The organism is Marisediminicola sp. LYQ85 (genome assembly GCF_046600695.1).
Classification (GTDB): Bacteria; Actinomycetota; Actinomycetes; order Actinomycetales; family Microbacteriaceae; genus Marisediminicola.
This window is the reverse complement of sequence record NZ_JBKIWO010000001.1, coordinates 366,396-385,780: the sequence shown is the minus strand read 5'-3', so window position 1 is coordinate 385,780 and position 19,385 is coordinate 366,396. Positions and strand designations below refer to the sequence as shown.

Genomic DNA, 19,385 nt, shown 5'->3' with positions numbered 1-19,385 from the left:
TGTGACGCCGGCGGCGCGGGTCACCCCTCGTCGGGGTCGACTCGACGCTGCCGCGCATCGCCGAGCTTGCCCCGCTTCACGAGGTGGGTCGCGGGGCCGAGGAGCGACGCCGGCCGGAGGGCCGAGCGGCCGAACCTCTCGGCGACCCCGTCGACGACCTTCTCGGTCTCACGCCAGGTCTCGTCGTCGTCCCACAGCGAGGCCACTTGCGCCTCGGCCGGCGACAGCTGCTCGACCCGCACGCCGATGAGTCGCACCCGGTCGTGCGCACCGAGGGCGTCGTAGATGCCCCGCACCTCCTCGTAGATGCGTCGGCCGAGGTCGGTCGGCTCCGTGATCGTGCGCGATCGCGTGATGGTGCGGAAGTCGCTGTACCGGAGCTTGAGAACGATCGTGCGGCCGACGAACCCCGCACGCCGCAGACGCACGGCGACGGCATCCGACTGTCGCAGTAGTTCACGCCTGAGTGTCTCGGCGTCGTCGACATCGACCTCGAACGTCACCTCGTGCCCGACGCTCTTCTCGTCGACCTCCCGCACGACAGAGCGGCCGTCCCGACCGTTCGCGAGGGCCAGGAGCTTCGCCCCCGCCGCGACGCCGACGGCGCGCTCGAGAGCCGTGATGGGCGTCGCCGCGATGTCGCCGATCGTGCGGATGCCGCGTGACACGAGAGCGTCTTCCGTCGTCTCCCCCACTCCCCAGAGCGAGCCGACCGGCAGAGGGTGCAGGAACGCGAGAGTGTCGGAGGCGGGCACGACGAGGAGGCCGTCGGGTTTCGCGCGTTGCGACGCCATCTTGGCGACGAACTTGGTCGACGCGGCGCCGACCGAGCACGTGAGCCGAGTCTCGGACTGCACGCGCGCCCGGATGAGGCGGCCGATGTCGGCGGGTGACCCCAGCAACCCGCGAGCCCCGGCCACATCGAGAAAGGCCTCGTCGATGCCGATGCGCTGCACGAGAGGCGTGACGTCGTCGAAGATCGACATCACGAGCTTCGAATAGTGCGTGTACTTCTCCCGGTGGGGCTCGAGAACGACGGCGTGCGGGCACAGGCGCATCGCTTGCGCGAGGGAGATCGCCGAGCGGACCCCGAACTTGCGCGCGGGATAGTTGGCGGCGGTCACGACCGATCGCATCGACCTGCCCGCGACGACGACCGGGCGGTCGGCGAGTTCCGGCCTGTCGAGGAGTTCGACCGAGGCGAAGAACGCGTCGAGGTCGACGTGCAGGATGGTCGCGGTCGAGCTGTCGACGGACTCGTCGCTCACCTGGCGATCGCTGCCGTCCTGCCGACTCACCGATCTCCTCCTGTCGAGCGCGCTGCCGAGCCGCGCGCCACGCTGACGACCCTAGCCGCCGCTACCGTCACTCGGCTCGCGTCGGGACGAGCGGATGCGCGCGATACGCGCTCGAGCGGCATCCTCCGAGGTCGACGACTCCCCGAGGAGCCCGCGCACGAGGCGGAGGATGACTCCGGTCGCCCAGACGGCCGGCAATCGCGATCGTCGGAGACCGAGCATCTCGCGATAGTGGTCGGGGAGAGAGGCGGCGGCACCCGCGAACATGATGCGGTAGAACGGCATCATCGTCGGCCGGAGCGGAGGGTTGCGGATGAATCGCACGGCCTCCGCGACGCGCTCGTCGGTCTTGAGGATGCCGCGGTCGCGGAACGAGTCGAGTTGCGACGCGAGCTCGGCGCGCGATCGCGGCGGGTCGGAGACTCCCACGAGCTCCCCCGCCTTCGACCACTCGGACACGTAGCGGTCGGCACCGCCGGGAATCGGCCCTCCCCACAGCTCGTGCGAGGAGAGGAACGCGTCGGTGAAGACGACGTGCACCCAGGAGAGCAGTTCGGGGTCGCCCGCGGCATACGGTTTCTCGACCCCGTTCGCGTCGAGGTACGTGCCGACGACGCGATCGTGGAAGCGGCCCACCCGCCCCGACTCGACCGTCGCGAGTGTCGTGTCGGCGAAGGTCACCGTGATGAGCCACTGGATGGTGCCCGAGAGCCGACCGAGGGGGTCGTCGCGGTAGCGGGACCAGTCGTGCACGCCGGCCATCGCCCCGGGGTGGAGGGTCTGCATGAGGAGCGCGCGGATTCCCGCGACCATCGTCGGCATACCGCCGTGCACGGCCCAGGCGGCGGAACCGGGACCGAAGAACCCCGCGTCGTCGCCCTGCTCGATCTTCGCGACCCAGTGCGGTCGACCCTCGTCGTTGCCCGAGAGGGTGGTCAGCAGGTGAGACCGCCAGCTGTCTGCGAATCGACCCATGGGCCGAGGCTAGCCCCGTGACGCTGAGCGTCGTCCCCGAACGGCTATCCGAGCCGCGCGGAGAGCCACGCGACCGGGTCGACGGCCGCGCCGCCGGGGCGGATCTCGAAGTGCAAGTGGGTTCCCGAGCATCGGCCCGTGCATCCGACGGCTCCGAGGGGCTGCCCCGCGGTCACCGAGTCTCCGACCGACACCTGCAGCGAACCCTCTTGCAAGTGCGCGTACACCGACTCGACCTGCTGGCCGTCGATCACGTGCTGAACCCGAACGTGGGTTCCGAGGGCGCTCCAGTTGGGGGCGTTGATGACGGTCACGACTCCCGCGGCCATCGAGAATGCGGGCGAGCCCGCGGGAGCGCTGAAGTCGGCGCCCTCGTGGAAGCTCGAGCACATCGCGCAACTGCGCGGGCCGTAGCTGCTCGCGATGACGGTGCTCGGCGGCACAGGCCACTGCAGTTCGGCGGACGACGTCGACGGGGAGAGGGCGTAGGACACCTCGGCTGCGGGCGGCGCTTCGGCGGCGGCCACGGGAGCTTCGGCGGCCACGACGGGCGGCGGAGTGGGTTCGGGCTTGTCGGTCACCCCGTAGGAGTCGCGCGCGATCGCGGCACCGGCGGCTCCGGGAGTGACGGGCGCGGCGACTTGCGCGTCCGCTCCGTCGTAGGCGGTTTCGGCGGGGTTCGCGGTCGCGACGGTCGCGGCGTTCGGAATGACGTACGAGACCGACATCGCCATCGCGGCACCGACGGCCATCATCGCGAGGACCTTGCGCCCCGCACGCATGACACCGAGGGTCGAGCGCTCCGGCCGGTGCGCGCGAGCGCCTGCGGCGTGATCTGCCGCGCGGCGGGTGGCGGCGGCTCTCTTCGGAACGAGTGACGTGGAGCGGTGGGAAGGCAGAACGGGACCGGTTTCTGGTAGTCGGCGCACACGGTTCGTGCGCCAGACGAGAGCGGGGCATCTCATCGCTGGCGGGGGCGAGCGTGCCGGCCATCGTGGTGCGCCGACCTCCCCACAGTAGGCCACGCGAGAGCGGAGCGGAAGGCGGGACCGGCGCGTAACGTTGACCCATGGAATTCAGATACCTCGGAAACAGCGGACTCAAAGTCTCGGAGATCACCTACGGCAACTGGCTGACCCACGGCTCGCAAGTGGAGAACGACACCGCCCTGCAGTGCGTGCGCGCCGCCCTCGACTCGGGTATCACGAGCTTCGACACCGCGGACGCCTACGCGAACACCGCGGCCGAGAAGGTGCTCGGCAAGGCCCTCAAGGGCGAACGTCGTGAGTCTCTCGAGATCTTCACGAAGGTCTACTGGCCGACCGGTCCGAAGGGACCGAACGACTCGGGTCTCTCCCGCAAACACATCATGGAGTCGATCGACGGATCGCTCTCGAGGCTCAGGACCGATCACGTCGACCTCTACCAGGCGCACCGGTTCGACACCGAGACGCCTCTCGAAGAGACCATGCAGGCTTTCGCCGACGTCGTGCGCCAAGGCAAGGCGCTCTACATCGGTGTGTCGGAGTGGGACGCCGACCAGCTGCGCGCGGGCCACGCGCTCGCGACCGAGCTCGGTTTCCAGCTCATCTCGAACCAGCCCCAGTACTCGATGCTCTGGCGCGTGATCGAGGGGGAGGTCGAACCGACCTCGCGCGAACTCGGCATCAGCCAGATCGTCTGGTCCCCCATCGCTCAGGGCGTGTTGACCGGCAAGTACAAGCCGGGAGGGTCGCTCCCGAAGGGGTCACGCGCGACCGACTCCAAGGGCGGGGCCGACATGATCAAGCGATTCATGACCGACGACGTGCTCTCGGCTGTGCAGGGCCTCAAGCCCATCGCGAAGGATGTCGGGCTCGATCTCGCCCAGCTGGCGATCGCGTGGGTGCTGCGCAATTCGAACGTCGCGTCGGCGATCATCGGGGCCTCGCGACCCGAGCAGGTGACGTCGAACGTCAAGGCCGCGGGAGTCCCCCTCTCGCTCGAGACGCAAGAGCGAATCGACTCGGTCATCGGCTCGCTCGCCGAGTACGACCCGCAGCGCACGCGCGACACCGCGCCGACATCGCGCCCCTCCTGACGGCCGCGCGTGCACGAGTCGCGCTCGTGTGGGAATAGAGTCGCGGTCGATGCGATTGCATAGAATCGTGCGCTCAGCGCCGCCCCTGTCCCCTTCGAGAAAGAAGTCACCATGACCATCACCGCAGAATCGATTCCCGGATACGTCGCCGGAACCTGGAAGCTCGACCCCACCCACTCGGCCATCACCTTCTCGGTGCGCCACCTCGCGATCTCCAAGGTCAAGGGCTCCTTCGGCACCTTCGACGTCACGGTCGTGACGACCGACGACCCGCTCGACACGACGCTCACCGCGACGATCGACGTGGCCTCGGTCACGACCGGCCAGAAGGACCGCGACGGCCACCTCCACACGAGCGACTTCTTCGCCATCGACCAGTACCCCACGATCGAGTTCGTCTCGACCGGCGTGCGCAACGACGGCGACGAGTGGCTCATCGACGGCGACCTCACCCTCCGTGGCGTCACCAAGCCCGTGACCTTCCGCGGCGAGTTCGGCGGAGTCATCGTCAACGGATACGGCCAGACCGTCGCCGGTGCCGAGTTCACGACCGACATCAACCGTCACGACTTCGGTGTGAGCTGGAACGCGGCCGTCGAGGCCGGCGGACTGACCCTCGGAGACAAGGTCACGATCTCGATCGACGCTCAGGTCGCCCTCCAGGCGTAACCTCGCGCACCCCCGCTCGCCTCATCCGAGGCAGCACCCGAGAGCACCGACTCCGCCCTCCCGGGCAGCGAGTCGGTGCTCTCGTCGCACTTACAGTGGGGAGATGACTCCCGCCCGACGCCAACGCACCGCGGGCGTCGTTCTCCTGTTCGGTCTCGTCTACCTCGTGTTCGAGTTCGTCTCCGCAGCCGCGTGGGTCGATCCGCCCTACGACTGGGCGCGCAACTACATCTCCGACCTCGGTTTCGCGGACTGCGCGACCGTCGACGGCGACAGACTGTGCTCCCCGCTGCATCCGCTCATGAACGCCGGATTCATGGTGCAGGGCACGGTCTTCACGATCGGCGGCGTTCTCGTCACACGCATCCTCTTCGCCGAGGCGGCACAACGCGTGCTCGTCGCCTCGTTGCTCGTCGTGTCCGGTGTCGGAACCTTCTTCGTCGGGGTCTTCCACCAGAGTCTCGCCCTCTACGACGCAGGACTCAACGGACTGCACGTGCTCGCGGCGACCCTCGCGATCGGCCCCGGCAACGTCGGAATCCTCCTCCTCGGCATCTTCGCCCTCGCCCTCCCCGCGTGGCGCGGCTACGCGCTCGGGGTGATCGTCATCGCGGTCATCGGCATCGTCGCTGCGGTCGCCCTCGCGCTCGGTGACCCGCTCGGCATCGGCATCGGGCTCGTCGAGCGCGTCGCGGTCTACCCGCTCAACACCTTCACGATCGGCACGGGTGTCGGGCTTCTCGTGCGAGGCTCCCTCGAGCGTCGGGCACGCGCCCGAATCGCGGCGGAGTCGTGAGCGTGAGGCTCGTGCTCCTCTCCGACACCCACCTGCCGAAGCGCGCGCGCGACCTCGCCGAACCGCTGTGGACCGCGATCCGGGCTGCCGACCTCGTCGTTCACGCGGGTGACTGGGTGGATGTCGCCACCCTCGATCGGGTCGAGGCGGCGGCGACCCGACTCGTCGGGGTGTGGGGCAACAACGACGGCGCCGAGCTGCGCGCGCGACTGCCCGAGACCGCGCGATTCGCGGTCGAGCGGGTGCGCTTCGCCGTCACCCACGAGACGGGAGCTCGTGAGGGGCGGGAGACCCGCGCAGACCTCGCCTTCCCCGACACCGACGTGCTCGTCTTCGGCCACAGCCACATCCCGTGGGACACCACGACGCCGAACGGTCTCCGGCTCCTCAACCCCGGCTCCCCCACCGACCGACGACGGCAACCGCACTGCACGTACATGTCGGCGACCGTGCACGACGGCGTAATCGCGGATGTCGCGGTGCACGTCGTGCCCCGAGTCGGCGTCGCGGCTGCCGCTCCGGTTCAGTAGTTCTCGCGCACGTAGGCCGCGAACCCTCCCGGCGTTCGCCCCGACGTGCGTGCCGACGTGACGACGGGCCCTCCCGCCGCTCGCGCGATGCGCGCGTCGCGGCAGCGCAGCCGGTCGACGAGGTCGGCGTCTTCATGCTCGGCGAGAGCGTGGAATCCACCCGCCTCGAGGTAGACGTCGGCTCGCACCCCGAGGTTCGCTCCGTAGACGTGCAGCGCGTCATCCGACTCTGCCCGCAGCTGCCAGGTGTGCACTTGCGCCGGCGTGAGGTCGGCGGGATCGGGACGGATGGAGCCGAGCACGACGGTCGCGCCCGTCGCGGCGTGATCGAGCTGGCTCGTGATCCACTCGCGCGGAACGCGCGAGTCGCCGTCGGTGTGCGCGAGCCACAGTGCCGCGGGGTGGACGCGGGTGGCACCGAGCGCGTGCGCGGTGCCGTGAGCCCGCACCGCGCCGACACAGCGGAAGGAGACCTCGACGACGACGACACCCTCACGCTCGCGGGCTATCGACGCTGATCCGTCGGTGCAGTCGTCGAGCACGACGACGATGACGATCTCGACCGATCGCCATGTGGGCGACCGCCGCACCTCGTCGATGGCCGCGTCGATCGCGTCGAGACTCGCTCCGAGCAGAGCCTCCTCGTTGCGCACGGGCACGACGACGGCGACCGATCGGATGCCTGTCGCGCGAGCGCTCACACCAGCCCCGTCTCGGCCGCGACCGAGAGAGCGGGGGGCCGCACGAACACGTCGAGGAGGAAGTCGTCTTCACGGTGCTCCGACAGGAGCGCGAGCGCGGGGTGCTCGCGGAACGCGCGATGCACGTCGTCACCGCGCTGCGGGTAGCCCTCGACGGGGTGGCGCCAGTGGCACGCGACGACGACCCCGTCGGGCGTGAGAGCGAGGGCGATGCGTTCGAGCACCCGATCGAGATCCTCGGCGCTCCAGTAGTAGGCGACCTCGGAGACGACGACGAGATCGAACTGTCCGTCAGGCCACTCGGTCGGCACGTCTGCTCGCGTGATCTCGACGTGGTTCTGCTCGATGAGTCGCGCCCGCGCTGTCGCGATCGGTTGCTCGGCGATGTCCGTCGCGAGCAGGCTCGCGCATCGCCCGGCGAGGTCGGCGGTGAGCACGCCGATCGAGCACCCGATCTCGAGCCCCGACGCGAAGAGGGGGCGCGGGAGCGACGCGACCGTCAGCTGGCGCTTGCGGATCTCGTACCACCGCGTCTCGAATCCCCACGGGTCGCTCTTGCCCTCGTAGAAATCGCTGAAGAAGCTGCTCGAGAGGGTCGCGCTCCCGAGCGGGGTGACGAAGACCTCGAACGGTCGGCAGAAGTGGTCGTGGAATCGGTCGCCGAGGAGCACTTCGTCTCCCGGCGCGTCGGAGAGCGGAGCATTCTGGCTCGTGTGGGCGCGAATCGCGAGTTCTTTGCGCTCCTGCTGCTCCTCGGTGAGCGCGAGTGTCACGAGCCGCGACCAGGGCACGCGGGCATCAGTCGGTGTCGCCCAGTGCCACATCCACACGGGGTACTCGAGCACTTGCGCGCCGCGATTGCGTGCGATCCTGCCTGCCGTCGCGCCCGCCGCCTCGTGGTCGCCGTGGCCGTCCCCGCGCCACGGCGCGACGATGAGGTCGCGCGGCCCGAGCTCGAGCGACCCGAGGTGCGCCGCGAGGGTGTCCACGTGCTCCCTCAATCGACCGTCCGGGAGCTCGAGGAAATCGACGGATGCCCCGGGGGCGAGGTGTTGCACCGCCGAGAGCAGCTCGGCGCGACGCACCGCGGCGAGCTCGGCCGGTGTCGTCGACGGAGAGTCGGGATGCGAGGCGTCCCCGTTCGTCGCGACGACGACGTGCACGGGCACGCCGAGCTGGGCCGCGTGGATGATGAGCCCGCTCGCGCCGAGTGATTCGTCGTCGGGGTGCGCCGACACGACGACGAGCCTCGCGAGGTCGGTGAGCACGAGGGCGGGGACCTCGGCCCACTGCGGCGCCGCGAGCCACACCTCGTCGGCGGTCCCCTCGGTGCGGTGGTCGAAATCCATCATCGGGCTCCCTCGGTCACGAGCGCGCGGCCGAGTGCCGCGTCGTCCCGCTCGGCGTGATGCTGGCGCACATACAGGGTGAGGTCGGCGACCCGACGCGCGTGCTCCGCGTCGAGGGCGAGGGGCGCGGGGCCGAGCGAGTGCCCGCACCGCGAGAGGGTCTCCTCGACCGCCCTCGCGACGATCGACCGCGTGCGAGCAGCGAGGATGCGCGCCTCCGACCTCGTCGCGCCCCCCGCGTCGACGATCGCCGCGGCGTGAGCGAGCGAGACCCCTGCCGCGTGCAGAGCGGCGTCGACGGCACCGAGATGGGAGAGGGCGATCTGGTCGGGCTCTCGCGTCGTCGCCGAGCGCGCGAGACTGTCGGCGAGCCCGAGGGCCCCGCCCCACCAGATCGCCGCGACACCGATGCCACCCCACGCGAACCCCGCCCGCTCGAGATACCAGCCGTCGGCGCCCACGGGCACCGCGGAAACGTCGTGGAAGTCGACGGGGCCGCTCGGCACTCCCGAGAGTCCGCGCGCCACCCAGGCGTCGTCGCGCACGGTGATGGCGGCGGATCCGAGAGCGACGGCGAAGAGCGCGCGCGAACCGCGGTCGGTGTGCGCCGTCACGAGAGCGTGGCTGAGCCGACCGGCGAGAGAACACCACGGCTTCGTGCCCGAGAGCCGGGCTGCGGGCGGTCGGTCCTGCGCCTCGAGCCGCGTGTCGGGTGACTCGGCGGCGAAGACCCCCCACGTGCTCGACGGTCCGGCGCCGATCGCCGCGAGGTCGACGGCCGTCGCGGTCGCGAGGATGTCTTGGGCGTCGAGGTGGGGTTCGACGGCGCGCGCGACGGTCAGGTCGGCCCGGGCGATCGTCGCGAGAGCGCTCCACCGCGTGGCCGTCGACACGCCCCCGCCGACGTGCGGTGCGATGTCACGGGCGAGAGCGAGGGCTTCCGCCGCGTCGCCGGCCCGGAGCCGCGCGTCGTCGCGCCAGCGCACGAGGCGGTCGAGATCCGCGGAGTCGAGAGGCGAACCAGGGAGAAGGGCGACACCGAGCGCAGCCCTGCGGGAGAGGGCGTCGTCGATCACGTCGTCAATCTAACGGACGACATCGCGCGGGCGCGCGCCGTTGCGGGCGAGCCCGGAGTGAGCTAGGTCACGCGAGCGGGAGGGCGTCGGAGGCGCCGTCGCCGACGCGCGCGGCGAGAAGCGCCACGACGACGGTTCCGCCCTTCGTCGACTGACGACCGACCTCGACGAACCCTCGCGCGGCGTGGAAGGCGAGGGACGACGGGTTGGGCGGCTCGACGTTGACCTCGCACGTCACCTCCCGGCGATCGGCGGCGCGCGCGCGATCGAACACCTCCCGGTAGAGCGCGCGCCCCACGCCACGACCGCGATCCGCGGCATCCACGACGATGCGGTCGACGTAGGTGAAGTCGCGCGATCGCGCATCGAAGTACACGTAGTTCTCGCTCGCGTAGTCGCGCCCGGGCTCGAACCCGATCACGAAACCGGCGACGAGGTCGGGGCTCTCGTCGTCGACCGCCGCGAAGGCATGGTCGCTCCGGGCGACGAGCCCGCGCATCTCGTCGACGTCGGTGAGGGGCACCGCCGGCACCGCCGCGTTGTTGAGCGCCGTGATGCGCTCGAGGTCGGTGTCGACGAGTTCACGAATGCGCATCGTCGCCCCCCGCTGTCACCGCGCGCCCCTTGCGCACCCTGCGCACGACAAGGAGCACGACGACGACCACGATCGCGGCGATCACGACGACGTCGAGCACGCCGGAATACCGATCCACGAGCTCGTACTGCGTCCCGAGAGCGAACCCTCCCCCCACGAGGAAGGCGTTCCACGCGAGGCTGCCGCCGACGGTGAACACGGAGAAGACCCCGACCGGCATGCGCGCGGCACCCGCGGGCAGAGAGATGAGGCTACGGACGCCGGGGATGAGCCTGCCGAAGAAGACGGCCGAACGACCGTGCCGCGAGAACCAGCCGGATGCCCGCTCGAAATCCTCCCGATCGACGAGAGGCAATCGCGACAGCACGCGGATCGTGCGCTCCTCACCGACCCAGAGCCCGAGGTAGTACAGGGCGAGTGCTCCGAGATAACTCCCGGCGGTCGCGCTCACGAGCACGAGCGCGAAGTCGAGATCCCCCGTGTTGGCGAGGAACCCCGCGAGAGGCAGGATGACCTCGCTCGGAATGGGAGGGAAGACCGTCTCGACGAGGGTCAGGAGGCCGACACCCACTTCACCGAGCGCGGCGATGATGCGCGCCGCGATGCCGACGAGACCGGAGAGGTCGTCCGCCGCCGCCGACGACGACGATGCGAGGAGGAAGAGCGGATGCATCAGAAGCCGAAGTCTCCCCCACCGAAGTCGCCGCCGCCTCCGAAGTCACCGCCTCCGAAGTCACCGCCCGAGTCGCCCGCGGCATCACCCGACTCGGCACCGCTCTCGGTGCCACCGTCGGCTCCCGCCTCCGTCGCGGGGTCGATGGGCGGGAGGAATGCGCCGACGAGGGCGGAGCCGATCACGTAGCCCGCGACGGACCCGAGAAGCGAGCCGCCGACGATCGACCCGAAACCGGGGCCGTTCTGCGCGCGACCCGCTCCGTCGCGAGCCGAACCGTTTGCTCCGCCGAACGCCCGCTCGAGAGAGCCGGGCTCGCGGAGCTCTGATCGTGTGGCGGCCTTCGCGAGGCTCGCGGGCGCGGCGTCGGCGGGACGCTCCGACTCGGTCGCGTTCGCACTCAACTGGGCGAAGAGCAGATCGCGCTGCTCCGACGTCAGCTTTCCGAAGGCCTCGGTGTGCACGCTCTCGATCGTCTCGGGCGGTGCGGTACGCAAGAGGTACCGGTAGCGCTCGACCGCGATCTCGTCATCCGATCGCGCCGCTGCCGGCGACGCCGTCGCCGAGGTGCGGGGGGATTCGGACTCGTCTCTGCCGAGCAGTCTGTCGAGGAAACCCATGTCATTTCTCCGTTTCTGCGCTCAGGAGAGCGCCCACGCGTCGCCGAGCAGCGGGGGTGCGAGCTCGAGGTACTTCTCGTGCACGGGGGCCGAGAGAAACGGTCCCTCACCGTCGGAGCGCGTCTGCGGCTCGTCGAACTCGACCCACCACACCCGGCCGACACTGCGTCCCCACACTCCCGCGAGGGCCGAGCCCGCCGACCGCACGACGATCCCGGTCGGCTCGCCCGGCCAGGGGCAGACGTCGGCGGCGGATGCATCGCGCACGTGCACTTGTGCGCCGATTCCGACCGCAGCGATAGAGGCACTCGACATGATCGAAGTCAACCACGTCGGCCGCCGAGTGCGAACCGAGTTGCGATGTCTCTCGGGATACTCAGGATTGGAGGCCAGGATGTCGCCTATGAGCGCTCGACGTCGACCGAACAGGGCAGTCCGCATCGCCGAATACGGCGGTCTCGAGAGAATCGAGGTCGTCGAGGTCGAGAGACCGGCCCCGGGGCCGGGTGAAGTGCTCGTCGAAGTGCTCGCCGCGGGCATCAACCACGTCGAGGCGTATCTCCGTGCGGGCGACTATCGGGACGAGTTCCCCGTCGACTTCCCCGTCGGTCAGGGCAGCGACTTCGCGGGTCTCGTCGTCGCGGTGGGCGAGGGGGTGGCCTCCTTCGCGCGGGGCGCCGAAGTGCTCGGACACGCGGTCATGGCCTCGCACGCCGACTTCGTGGTCGTACCCTCGGCGAATCTCGTCGCGAAGCCCGCGGCCCTCTCCTGGGAGGTCGCAGGCAGCCTCTTCCTCGCGGGCCTCGCGGCAGACGATGCCGTGCGCGCCGTCGGCGTCGGGGCGGGCGACACCGTCGTCATCTCGGCGGCAGCGGGCGGGGTCGGGAGTATCGAGGCACACCTCGCGCGGCACGCGGGCGCGACGGTCATCGGCACGTGTGGCGAGCGCAACTTCGACTACCTGCGCCAGATCAAGGTCAAGCCCGTGGTCTACGGAGACGGTCTCGCCGAGAGGATCCGCGAGCTCGCGCCGCAGGGTGTCACGGCGTACATCGACAACTTCGGGCGCGACAATCCCGATGTCGCCGCCGAACTCGGCGTCTCGCCCACTCGTTTCCGATCGAGCGAGAACCGCCGCGAGATCGAACTGCGCGCCATCAGGCCGCCGGCCGACGTCGCCATCGAGCACACGCGCGTGCTCGCCCGACTCGCGGGACTCGCCGCTGAGCGCACGATCGACGTGCTCATCTCGGGCTTCTACCCCTTCGACAGGGTCACGGATGCCTTCGAGGATCTCGAGCAGCGCCACGCTCGCGGAAAGATCGTGCTGGGCATGCGCCCGGTCGACAACTCGTTCCACGGCATGGGCGGCCGCAAGTCCCGCGACCTGCACGAGAACACCTGAGCTCGCGCGCGATCAGCGACGCGGGCGCGTCACGCTCTCGACGGCACCGTGACGAAGTCGATGAGCTCTTCGACCCGGCCCAGGAGCACGGGCTCGAGGTCGGCGTACATGCGCACCGAGGCGAGGATGCGCTGCCACGCCCTCGCGATATCCGCCTGGTCCTCGTGCGGCCATCCGAGAGCCGCACAGATGCCGTGCTTCCACTCGATCGAGCGCGGCACCTCCGGCCACGCCGCGAGCCCGATTCTCGCGGGTTTCACCGCTTGCCAGACGTCGACGAACGGATGCCCCACGACGAGCACGTGCGCACCGTGCGGTCCGCGCGCCACGGCCTCGGCGATGCGAGACTCCTTCGACCCCGGCACGAGGTGGTCGACGAGGACGCCGACGCGGCGACCGGGCCCGGGAGCGAAGTCCCGCACGATCGTGTCGAGATCATCGATGCCCTCGAGGTATTCGACGACGACGCCCTCGACCCTCAAGTCGTGGCCCCAGACCTTCTCGACGAGTTCGGCGTCATGGCGACCCTCGACGAAGATGCGGCTCGGTGACGCGACTCGCGCGGGAACGTCGGCGACGGCGAACGAGCCCGACGCCGACCTCGCCGTGCCGGTCGGGGCGCGACGCGGGGCGACGAGAGTCACGGGCTCGCCCTCGAGCAGGAACCCGGGACCGAGCGGGAAGACGCGCACGGCTCCGCGGTAATCCTCGAGCGAGACGAGCTTGCCCTCGAGTCGCACGACGGCACCGCAGAATCCGGTCGCGGTCTCTTCGACCACGAGATCGCGGTCGGCGGCGACCTCGCGCAGGATTCGCGGCGCGGGCCTGCGTGAGAACCCGGCGAGCACGTCGCTGCCGTACCTGTCGTCGTTCATCCGGCGAGGCTAAGCGACCCGGTGGTGGCCGTGCTCGCGACACCCCGAAAACTGTGTGTTCGTCGGGGTGTGGTGCAAAACGTCCGGATGGGGCTACGCTTGACTGAGAAGTTGATGTGCATCGCACGTCGCAATCGCCTCGGGTATCCCCTGGGGCGTCTCACAGTGAGGGCGACTTGCGGGCTCCTCGGCGCGAGGCCCCGACGTTCGGGTCCCGCATAGCACTCCAGGAGGAGCTTGCAATGACTACCGGTACTGTCAAATGGTTCAACGCTGAAAAAGGTTTCGGCTTCATCTCTCCCGACGACGGAAGCGCCGACGTGTTCGCGCACTTCTCCGCCATCTCGGGCAACGGCTACAAGTCGCTCGACGAGAACCAGAAGGTCGAGTTCGACGTCGCCCAGGGCCCCAAGGGTCTCCAGGCTGAGAACATCCGTTCGCTCTGATCTTCTGACTCACGTCAGCTGATCGGATCGCACTGATCCGACTCACGACACGAATGGCCCGGTTCCTCGGAACCGGGCCATTCGTGTTTCTGCGGTGCGAACTACTTCGTCGGCTCGCCCGAAGACTCGATGTCGTCTGCCTCGATCTCGCCCGCGGCGACGGCTTCGGCGTATTTGCGCATGTCGGGGCCGGGCTCGAAGTCGATGAACCGGTCTTTCATGGCCGCGTTGAGGTGGGCGAAGACGTCTTCCCACGGCTCACCCTTCATCGTCGTCGCAGCATCGAGCACGGCGCCGCGGAGCACCGCGTCGGAGTCGTCGAGGATCTTCGCCCGAGCCTCGTCGTTCCAGCGGATGTCTGCCGCCTTCACGAGCCCTGGCCCCGACCGGTCTTTGACTGCAAGCGGTCGATGTGCTCGGAGGCCTCGGCCTTCGTGAGGTCGGCGGGCAGTTCTTCGCCCGCCTCGCGCGCGAGAGTGTCGAGGTAGCTGCGCTGCGCGCCCGTCATGGCTTCGTCGCCCGTGACCCAGTCGGACGGATCTTTCTCGGCGGTGTTGCCGGCCGGAGCGCTCGCGTCTCCGAGGGTGTCTCCGGACGACCCCAGGGTGTCGCCGCTCGTTCCGCCCACGGTCGGGGCGCCTTCGTTCGGGTCTGCGTCGGAGCGTTCGGCTAGCGTCTGCTCGGTGACGATCTGTTCGGACTCGATCTGGTCCGGGGCTTTCTGGTCTGATGTGTCTGACATACTCCGACGCTAGACCGAGGGTCCGACATCGACCAGGGGTTGTACTCCCAGGTGGATCCGGTGTCCACCGACCGCATCACCGGGCGATGTCATCCATCCGTGCGCTTGAGGATGTGGAACGGGATGACGATGCTCCCGGTGATCGCGACGAGACCGGCCGAGAACATGATGCCGTCGAACGCGAGGCCGTCCCAGGCATAGCCGAAGAGCAGGATCCCGCCGACGAACAGGATGGCGGCGATGACGAAGGCGACGACGTTCATGGGTTTCCTCTGCGGGTCGAAAGTGCGCTCCGTCGAGTTTAGCCGCCCGCGGAGCTAGTACCCCCCGGGTGCCGAGCGCAAGCGGTTGAGCGCGCCCACTCCTGCTGGCATCGTGGCCGCATGACACGATTCGGATACACCCTCATGACCGAACAGAGCGGGCCGAAAGAGCTCGTCGGATATGCCGTCGATGCCGAGAAAGCCGGCTTCGACTTCGAAGTCTCGAGCGATCACCACTCCCCCTGGCTCGTGTCGCAGGGCCACGCGCCCTACGCCTGGAGCGTGCTCGGGGCCGTTGCTCAGGCCACGACGACGGTGGGCCTCATGACCTACGTCACGTGCCCGACCATGCGCTATCACCCCGCCGTCGTCGCGCAGAAAGCCGCGACCATGGCCCTCCTCTCTGACGGGCGGTTCACCCTCGGGCTCGGCTCGGGCGAGAACCTCAACGAGCACGTCATCGGGGAGGGCTGGCCCGCCGTCGCTGTGCGACAGGACATGCTCGAGGAAGCCGTGACGATCATCCGCGAGCTCCACGCGGGCGAACTGGTCACGTGGGAGGGTCAGCATTTCCGGGTCGACTCGGCTCGCGTGTGGGATCTTCCCGACGACGGAGTGCCGATCGCTCTCGCCGTCTCGGGCGAGCAATCGGTCGAGCGCTTCGCGCCGCTCGGCGACCACCTCGTGGCGGTCGACCCCGACGCCGATCTCGTCTCCCAGTGGGATGCACTCCACCCCGGAGGCGGGTCTCGCAAGATCGGGCAGATCCCGATCAGCTGGGGTCCGGACGAAGACGAGGCGGTCGCCCGAGCGCACGACCAGTTCCGCTGGTTCGCGGGAGGGTGGAAGGTCAACGCCGATCTCCCGACGACCGCGGGCTTCTCGGGAGCGACCCAGTTCGTGCGCCCCGAAGACGTGGCCGAGAGCATCCCGTGCGGCCCCGACCTCGACGCGATCGTCGAATCGGTGAGCGCCTATTGGGAGGCTGGTTTCACCGACATCGCCCTCGTGCAGGTCGGCGACGAGCTGCAGCAGCGTTTTCTCGACGAGGCCGCGGCACCGCTTCTCGAGAAGCTGCGGGCCGCGAGCCCGTCGTGATCGCTCGCGGTCAGCGACCGCCCTCGATCTTGCGGTGGCGCTGAGCGACCCCCGCGGTTCCGTAGGGATAGTCGTCGACGCTCGGCGCGCTCGCACTCGTGAGCGCGTCGAGCTCGGCGCTCGACAGGTCGACGTCGACGGCACCCATGTTGTCGACGAGCTGATCGACCGTGCGGGCCCCGAGCACGATCGAGGTCATCGCGGGGCGCGAATCGAGCCACGCGAGTGCGACCTGCGACGCGGTGACACCGCGATCGGAGGCGATCGAGGTGACCGCGTCGACGACGTCCCACGTGCGCTCGGAGGCGTTGCGGGCCTCCCACGCCTCCATTCCGCGCTTCGGATCCTCGCCGAGCCGAGTCGCCCCCGTCGGGTGCTCGTCGCGGCGGTACTTGCCCGTGAGCCATCCGCCCGCGAGCGGCGACCACGGCAAGAGCCCGATGCGAGCGTCGAGCGCGGCGGGCACGACCTCGTGCTCGATGTCGCGAACGAGGAGGCTGTATTGCGGCTGGAGGGTGACGGGCGGCGTGTATCCCGCGGCCGCGGCCACGTGGACCGCCTTCGTGAGCTGCCACCCGAGGTAGTTCGAGAACCCGTAGTGGCCGATGTGCCCCGCGGTCACCGCGTCGTCGAGAAACCGGAGGGTCTCGTCGAGGGGCGTGAGGGCGTCCCACGCGTGCATCTGGTAGAGATCGATGTGATCGACCCCGAGTCTCCGGAGCGATGCCTCGAGCGCGACTCTCAAGTGGCGGCGGGACGTGCCGAGATCGTTCGGCCCCTCGCCCCGGGGGAAGCGCCCCTTCGTCGCGAGCACGGCGTTCGCCGCCTCGGTCGGGTGCACCGCGAGCCACCGACCGATGATGCTCTCCGACTCCCCCGCCGAATACACGTCGGCGGTGTCGATGAAGTTGCCGCCGCGCTCGGCGTAGGCGTCGAGCACGGCGTGCGACGCCGCTTCGTCGGCTTCGGCGCCGAAGGTCATTGTTCCGAGGGCGTGCACCGACACGATCGTGCCGCTGTTGCCCATGGTGCGATATCGCATGATGGTCCTTTCTCGCTCACCTCGTCGAGAGGCGGCACTCGACGGTAAGCCCCCCGGTGCCGTCTCGGGGGAATTCTGTGTGTTCCCGGCGGGGGTCGATTCTGCGGCCCGCACTGGCTAGCGTGAAACGATGAGCACCGACAACGACGCGGCATCCGCTTCGCCCACCCCACCTGACACCACCTCGACGAACGCCTCCCCCGAACTCGAGGACATGGTCCGCTCGATCCACGCGATCGGGGAGCGCGGCACCGGGCGTGACACCGGAGACGACGCCGACGGAAACGCGACCGAGGGGGCGGCTCATGAGTGACTCCCTCTCCGTCGGCGACCGCGTGAGTTGGAGCACCCCGCAGGGCCGCACCCAGGGCACCGTCACCGAGCGCAAGACGAAGGACTTCCAGCTCGCCGGTCAGAAATTCACGGCGAGCGACGACGACCCCGCCTTCGTGGTCGAGTCGGAGAAGACCGGGGCCGAAGCGGCTCACAAGGGCAGCGCGCTGCGCAAACTCGCGAAGAAGTAGCTCACGCCACGGGGAGCAGGAGAACCCCGGTCTCGACGAGTTCCCGCACGAGCGGCAGCATCACGTGGCGGAGTCCGGCGTCGTCGGCATCGAGGATCTCGGCGAGCGCCGCGATGATCGCCACGGTCGTGAGGGTTCCGTCGCACGCGCCCACGAAGGCCGCCGTCTCGGTGGCGAGGTCGGTCGTCCGACCGAACCCGCCGCCCTGGCGAAGGGTCATGACCGTGGGGTCGTCGGCTCCCGGCCAGTAGTGCCGCTCCTCGGTCACGTCGGGCGCGACGACGAAGGCGGTCGCCAGCACCTCGTCGTCGTCCATCGAGCGGATGCGCGCGCGAGCCTCGAGCGCGTGCTCGAGGTGCCCGCCGAGCGATCCCGCCGCACCGACGGGCCGCGAGAGCCTTTCGAACCGCTCACCCGGCACGATCGGCGGCGACGCGATCGCGTCGGGCCGTCTCAGGGTGACGTAGCCGAACCCGACCGTCACGACGCCGCGGGTCGCGAAATCGTCGAGCCACGCGTTCTCGAGAGCGTCGGCCGCGTCACCGGTCCGCGTGCCGCCGTCGCGGATCCACGTCTCCGCGTAGGCCGCGGGGTCTTGCCTCTCCCTCTCGACGACCCACACGTCGACGGGTTCGGCTCCGGGCGAGGCGACCCACGACCGGATGCGATCGAAGGCGTCGCCGCTGAAGTTCTCGTCCGCGTTCTGATCGCGGTACTCCCAGTTGCCGAGCATCTGGGCTATCCCTCCCGGTCGGAGGTGGCGCACAGCGTTCGAGAGCACACTCTCGACGAGGGCGTCGCCGTCGAGACCCCCGTCGCGGTACTCGTATCGGGGCACACCGGGAGCCCGAGGAGTGATGACGAACGGCGGGTTGGACACGATGTGGTCGAAGACCTCCCCCTCGACCGGGTCGAAGAGGCTCCCGTGGCGGAACTCGATCGAGTCGACACCGTTGAGGGCCGCGTTGAATCGAGCGAAGTCGAGGGCGCGAGTCGAGATGTCCGTCGCGACGACGCGCGCGGCGTGACGCGAGAGATGCAGTGCCTGGATGCCGCACCCCGTGCCGAGATCCAGGGCCGCCTCGACGGGACGGTGCACGATGAGACCGCTGAGCGTCGTGGACGCCCCGCCGACTCCGAGCACGTGGTCCTCGCGCAGAGGGCGGCCGACGGCGACCTCGCCGAGGTCGGAGGCGATCCACCAGCCACCGACCCCCGTGCTGTCGACGAACGAGGAGGGGCGCAAATCGACGAGCGGACTCACCGAACCTCCGACGGGCTCGGCGACGATGCCGAGGGTCACCGCTCCCGGCACCGTGAGCGTGGGGAGCGCCGCGGCGAGGGCGACCTCGGAGACGGCGCTGTTGAGCACGAGGAGTCGAGCGAGCACCGCGAGCCGGTTGCCCGAGCCCGAGTCGTCGAGAAGACGATCGACCGCTCGCAGACACGGAACGCGGTGACCGCGATGCAGCGCCGCCGCCGCCGCGTCACCCCACAGCGTCGTGAGCGTGTCGACCCCGAAACCGGCGGCGGCGAGATCCGCGCGCAGGGCCTCGACGAGATGTGGCACCGACGTCGACGCGGGTGCAGATGGTGAGGAGGCGGGCGATGCGGACATCCGTCTATTC

General features: G+C 69.6%; 25 protein-coding genes. 9 read left to right on the top strand and 16 right to left on the bottom strand.

The window, feature by feature from the left end; all coding sequences use genetic code 11:
* Positions 1 to 20: 20 nt before the first annotated feature.
* Genes dinB through ACLHG5_RS01760 form a run of 3 tightly spaced genes read right to left on the bottom strand, consistent with a single transcriptional unit; the run spans position 21 to position 3,055 of the window.
* On the bottom strand, positions 21 to 1,298 hold the full coding sequence (dinB, locus tag ACLHG5_RS01770; RefSeq protein ID WP_411315911.1) for a DNA polymerase IV: 1,278 nt from the start codon (positions 1,296 to 1,298) through the stop codon (positions 21 to 23).
* Between the two features lie 51 nt (positions 1,299 to 1,349).
* Positions 1,350 to 2,273 (bottom strand): oxygenase MpaB family protein, encoded by a 924-nt coding sequence (locus tag ACLHG5_RS01765; protein WP_411315912.1) that lies wholly within the window; start codon positions 2,271 to 2,273, stop codon positions 1,350 to 1,352.
* Between the two features lie 44 nt (positions 2,274 to 2,317).
* Positions 2,318 to 3,055, bottom strand: a complete 738-nt coding sequence (locus ACLHG5_RS01760; RefSeq protein ID WP_411315913.1) for a M23 family metallopeptidase — start codon at positions 3,053 to 3,055, stop codon at positions 2,318 to 2,320.
* 287 nt (positions 3,056 to 3,342) lie between these two features.
* On the opposite strand from ACLHG5_RS01760, the gene ACLHG5_RS01755 reads away from it, so the two are divergent.
* The 4 genes from ACLHG5_RS01755 to ACLHG5_RS01740 all read left to right on the top strand — a co-directional run bounded on the left by ACLHG5_RS01755 (position 3,343) and on the right by ACLHG5_RS01740 (position 6,348).
* Complete coding sequence (locus tag ACLHG5_RS01755; RefSeq protein ID WP_411315914.1) at positions 3,343 to 4,353, top strand: aldo/keto reductase family protein; 1,011 nt, start codon at positions 3,343 to 3,345, stop codon at positions 4,351 to 4,353.
* A gap of 111 nt (positions 4,354 to 4,464) precedes the next feature.
* Positions 4,465 to 5,022: a YceI family protein gene (locus tag ACLHG5_RS01750; RefSeq protein WP_411315916.1), complete on the top strand. Its 558-nt coding sequence runs from the start codon at positions 4,465 to 4,467 to the stop codon at positions 5,020 to 5,022.
* A gap of 103 nt (positions 5,023 to 5,125) precedes the next feature.
* The gene (locus ACLHG5_RS01745) at positions 5,126 to 5,818 is read left to right on the top strand and encodes a DUF998 domain-containing protein (protein ID WP_411317686.1); all 693 of its coding nucleotides are present in this window, start codon (positions 5,126 to 5,128) and stop codon (positions 5,816 to 5,818) included.
* The gene (locus ACLHG5_RS01740) at positions 5,815 to 6,348 is read left to right on the top strand and encodes a metallophosphoesterase family protein (protein WP_411317685.1); all 534 of its coding nucleotides are present in this window, start codon (positions 5,815 to 5,817) and stop codon (positions 6,346 to 6,348) included. The genes ACLHG5_RS01745 and ACLHG5_RS01740 overlap by 4 nt, the downstream gene beginning before the upstream one ends.
* On the opposite strand, the gene ACLHG5_RS01735 is transcribed toward ACLHG5_RS01740, so the two are convergent.
* The 7 genes from ACLHG5_RS01735 to ACLHG5_RS01705 all read right to left on the bottom strand — a co-directional run bounded on the left by ACLHG5_RS01735 (position 6,342) and on the right by ACLHG5_RS01705 (position 11,677).
* A complete protein-coding gene (locus ACLHG5_RS01735; protein WP_411317684.1) occupies positions 6,342 to 7,049 on the bottom strand; it encodes a glycosyltransferase in 708 nt (235 codons plus the stop codon). The two genes, ACLHG5_RS01740 and ACLHG5_RS01735, sit on opposite strands and share 7 nt — an antisense overlap.
* A complete protein-coding gene (locus tag ACLHG5_RS01730) occupies positions 7,046 to 8,398 on the bottom strand; it encodes a PIG-L family deacetylase (RefSeq protein WP_411317683.1) in 1,353 nt (450 codons plus the stop codon). Before ACLHG5_RS01730 ends, ACLHG5_RS01735 begins: the two co-directional genes overlap by 4 nt.
* Positions 8,398 to 9,474 (bottom strand): acyl-CoA dehydrogenase, encoded by a 1,077-nt coding sequence (locus ACLHG5_RS01725; protein WP_411317682.1) that lies wholly within the window; start codon positions 9,472 to 9,474, stop codon positions 8,398 to 8,400. Before ACLHG5_RS01725 ends, ACLHG5_RS01730 begins: the two co-directional genes overlap by 1 nt.
* Before the next feature lie 67 nt (positions 9,475 to 9,541).
* Positions 9,542 to 10,069 carry a GNAT family N-acetyltransferase gene (locus tag ACLHG5_RS01720; RefSeq protein WP_411315922.1) on the bottom strand — a complete coding sequence of 176 codons (528 nt, stop codon included), beginning with the start codon at positions 10,067 to 10,069 and terminating at the stop codon, positions 9,542 to 9,544.
* Positions 10,056 to 10,742, bottom strand: a complete 687-nt coding sequence (locus ACLHG5_RS01715; RefSeq protein WP_411317681.1) for a DedA family protein — start codon at positions 10,740 to 10,742, stop codon at positions 10,056 to 10,058. The genes ACLHG5_RS01720 and ACLHG5_RS01715 overlap by 14 nt, the downstream gene beginning before the upstream one ends.
* Positions 10,742 to 11,362, bottom strand: coding sequence for a hypothetical protein (locus ACLHG5_RS01710; protein WP_411315924.1), 621 nt, complete (start codon positions 11,360 to 11,362; stop codon positions 10,742 to 10,744). The genes ACLHG5_RS01715 and ACLHG5_RS01710 overlap by 1 nt, the downstream gene beginning before the upstream one ends.
* Before the next feature lie 21 nt (positions 11,363 to 11,383).
* A complete protein-coding gene (locus ACLHG5_RS01705) occupies positions 11,384 to 11,677 on the bottom strand; it encodes a hypothetical protein (protein WP_411315925.1) in 294 nt (97 codons plus the stop codon).
* Positions 11,678 to 11,765: 88 nt separating this feature from the next.
* Here ACLHG5_RS01705 and ACLHG5_RS01700 point away from each other — a divergent pair, with 88 nt between their 5' ends.
* Positions 11,766 to 12,767, top strand: coding sequence for an NADP-dependent oxidoreductase (locus ACLHG5_RS01700; RefSeq protein ID WP_411315926.1), 1,002 nt, complete (start codon positions 11,766 to 11,768; stop codon positions 12,765 to 12,767).
* Between the two features lie 29 nt (positions 12,768 to 12,796).
* Here the strand turns inward: ACLHG5_RS01700 and ACLHG5_RS01695 are convergent, their stop codons facing one another.
* A complete protein-coding gene (locus tag ACLHG5_RS01695) occupies positions 12,797 to 13,642 on the bottom strand; it encodes a DUF3097 domain-containing protein (protein WP_411315927.1) in 846 nt (281 codons plus the stop codon).
* Positions 13,643 to 13,884: 242 nt separating this feature from the next.
* Between ACLHG5_RS01695 and ACLHG5_RS01690 the strand changes: the two genes are divergently transcribed.
* Complete coding sequence (locus tag ACLHG5_RS01690) at positions 13,885 to 14,088, top strand: cold-shock protein (RefSeq protein ID WP_411315928.1); 204 nt, start codon at positions 13,885 to 13,887, stop codon at positions 14,086 to 14,088.
* Between the two features lie 101 nt (positions 14,089 to 14,189).
* Here ACLHG5_RS01690 and ACLHG5_RS01685 read toward each other — a convergent pair whose 3' ends face one another.
* The 3 genes from ACLHG5_RS01685 to ACLHG5_RS01675 all read right to left on the bottom strand — a co-directional run bounded on the left by ACLHG5_RS01685 (position 14,190) and on the right by ACLHG5_RS01675 (position 15,093).
* Positions 14,190 to 14,459 (bottom strand): hypothetical protein, encoded by a 270-nt coding sequence (locus tag ACLHG5_RS01685; protein WP_411315929.1) that lies wholly within the window; start codon positions 14,457 to 14,459, stop codon positions 14,190 to 14,192.
* A complete protein-coding gene (locus tag ACLHG5_RS01680; protein ID WP_411316334.1) occupies positions 14,456 to 14,692 on the bottom strand; it encodes a DUF3072 domain-containing protein in 237 nt (78 codons plus the stop codon). The genes ACLHG5_RS01685 and ACLHG5_RS01680 overlap by 4 nt, the downstream gene beginning before the upstream one ends.
* 227 nt (positions 14,693 to 14,919) lie before the next feature.
* Positions 14,920 to 15,093 (bottom strand): hypothetical protein, encoded by a 174-nt coding sequence (locus ACLHG5_RS01675; RefSeq protein WP_411315930.1) that lies wholly within the window; start codon positions 15,091 to 15,093, stop codon positions 14,920 to 14,922.
* Between the two features lie 120 nt (positions 15,094 to 15,213).
* Between ACLHG5_RS01675 and ACLHG5_RS01670 the strand changes: the two genes are divergently transcribed.
* A complete protein-coding gene (locus ACLHG5_RS01670) occupies positions 15,214 to 16,191 on the top strand; it encodes an LLM class F420-dependent oxidoreductase (RefSeq protein ID WP_411317680.1) in 978 nt (325 codons plus the stop codon).
* A gap of 10 nt (positions 16,192 to 16,201) precedes the next feature.
* Here ACLHG5_RS01670 and ACLHG5_RS01665 read toward each other — a convergent pair whose 3' ends face one another.
* Positions 16,202 to 17,233, bottom strand: a complete 1,032-nt coding sequence (locus ACLHG5_RS01665) for an aldo/keto reductase (RefSeq protein ID WP_411315932.1) — start codon at positions 17,231 to 17,233, stop codon at positions 16,202 to 16,204.
* Between the two features lie 130 nt (positions 17,234 to 17,363).
* Here ACLHG5_RS01665 and ACLHG5_RS01660 point away from each other — a divergent pair, with 130 nt between their 5' ends.
* Both ACLHG5_RS01660 and ACLHG5_RS01655 read left to right on the top strand, forming a co-directional pair.
* Complete coding sequence (locus ACLHG5_RS01660) at positions 17,364 to 17,546, top strand: hypothetical protein (protein ID WP_411315933.1); 183 nt, start codon at positions 17,364 to 17,366, stop codon at positions 17,544 to 17,546.
* On the top strand, positions 17,539 to 17,757 hold the full coding sequence (locus ACLHG5_RS01655; protein ID WP_411315934.1) for a DUF2945 domain-containing protein: 219 nt from the start codon (positions 17,539 to 17,541) through the stop codon (positions 17,755 to 17,757). The genes ACLHG5_RS01660 and ACLHG5_RS01655 overlap by 8 nt, the downstream gene beginning before the upstream one ends.
* 1 nt (position 17,758) lies before the next feature.
* On the opposite strand, the gene ACLHG5_RS01650 is transcribed toward ACLHG5_RS01655, so the two are convergent.
* Positions 17,759 to 19,375, bottom strand: a complete 1,617-nt coding sequence (locus ACLHG5_RS01650) for a methyltransferase (protein WP_411317679.1) — start codon at positions 19,373 to 19,375, stop codon at positions 17,759 to 17,761.
* Positions 19,376 to 19,385 lie beyond the last annotated feature (10 nt).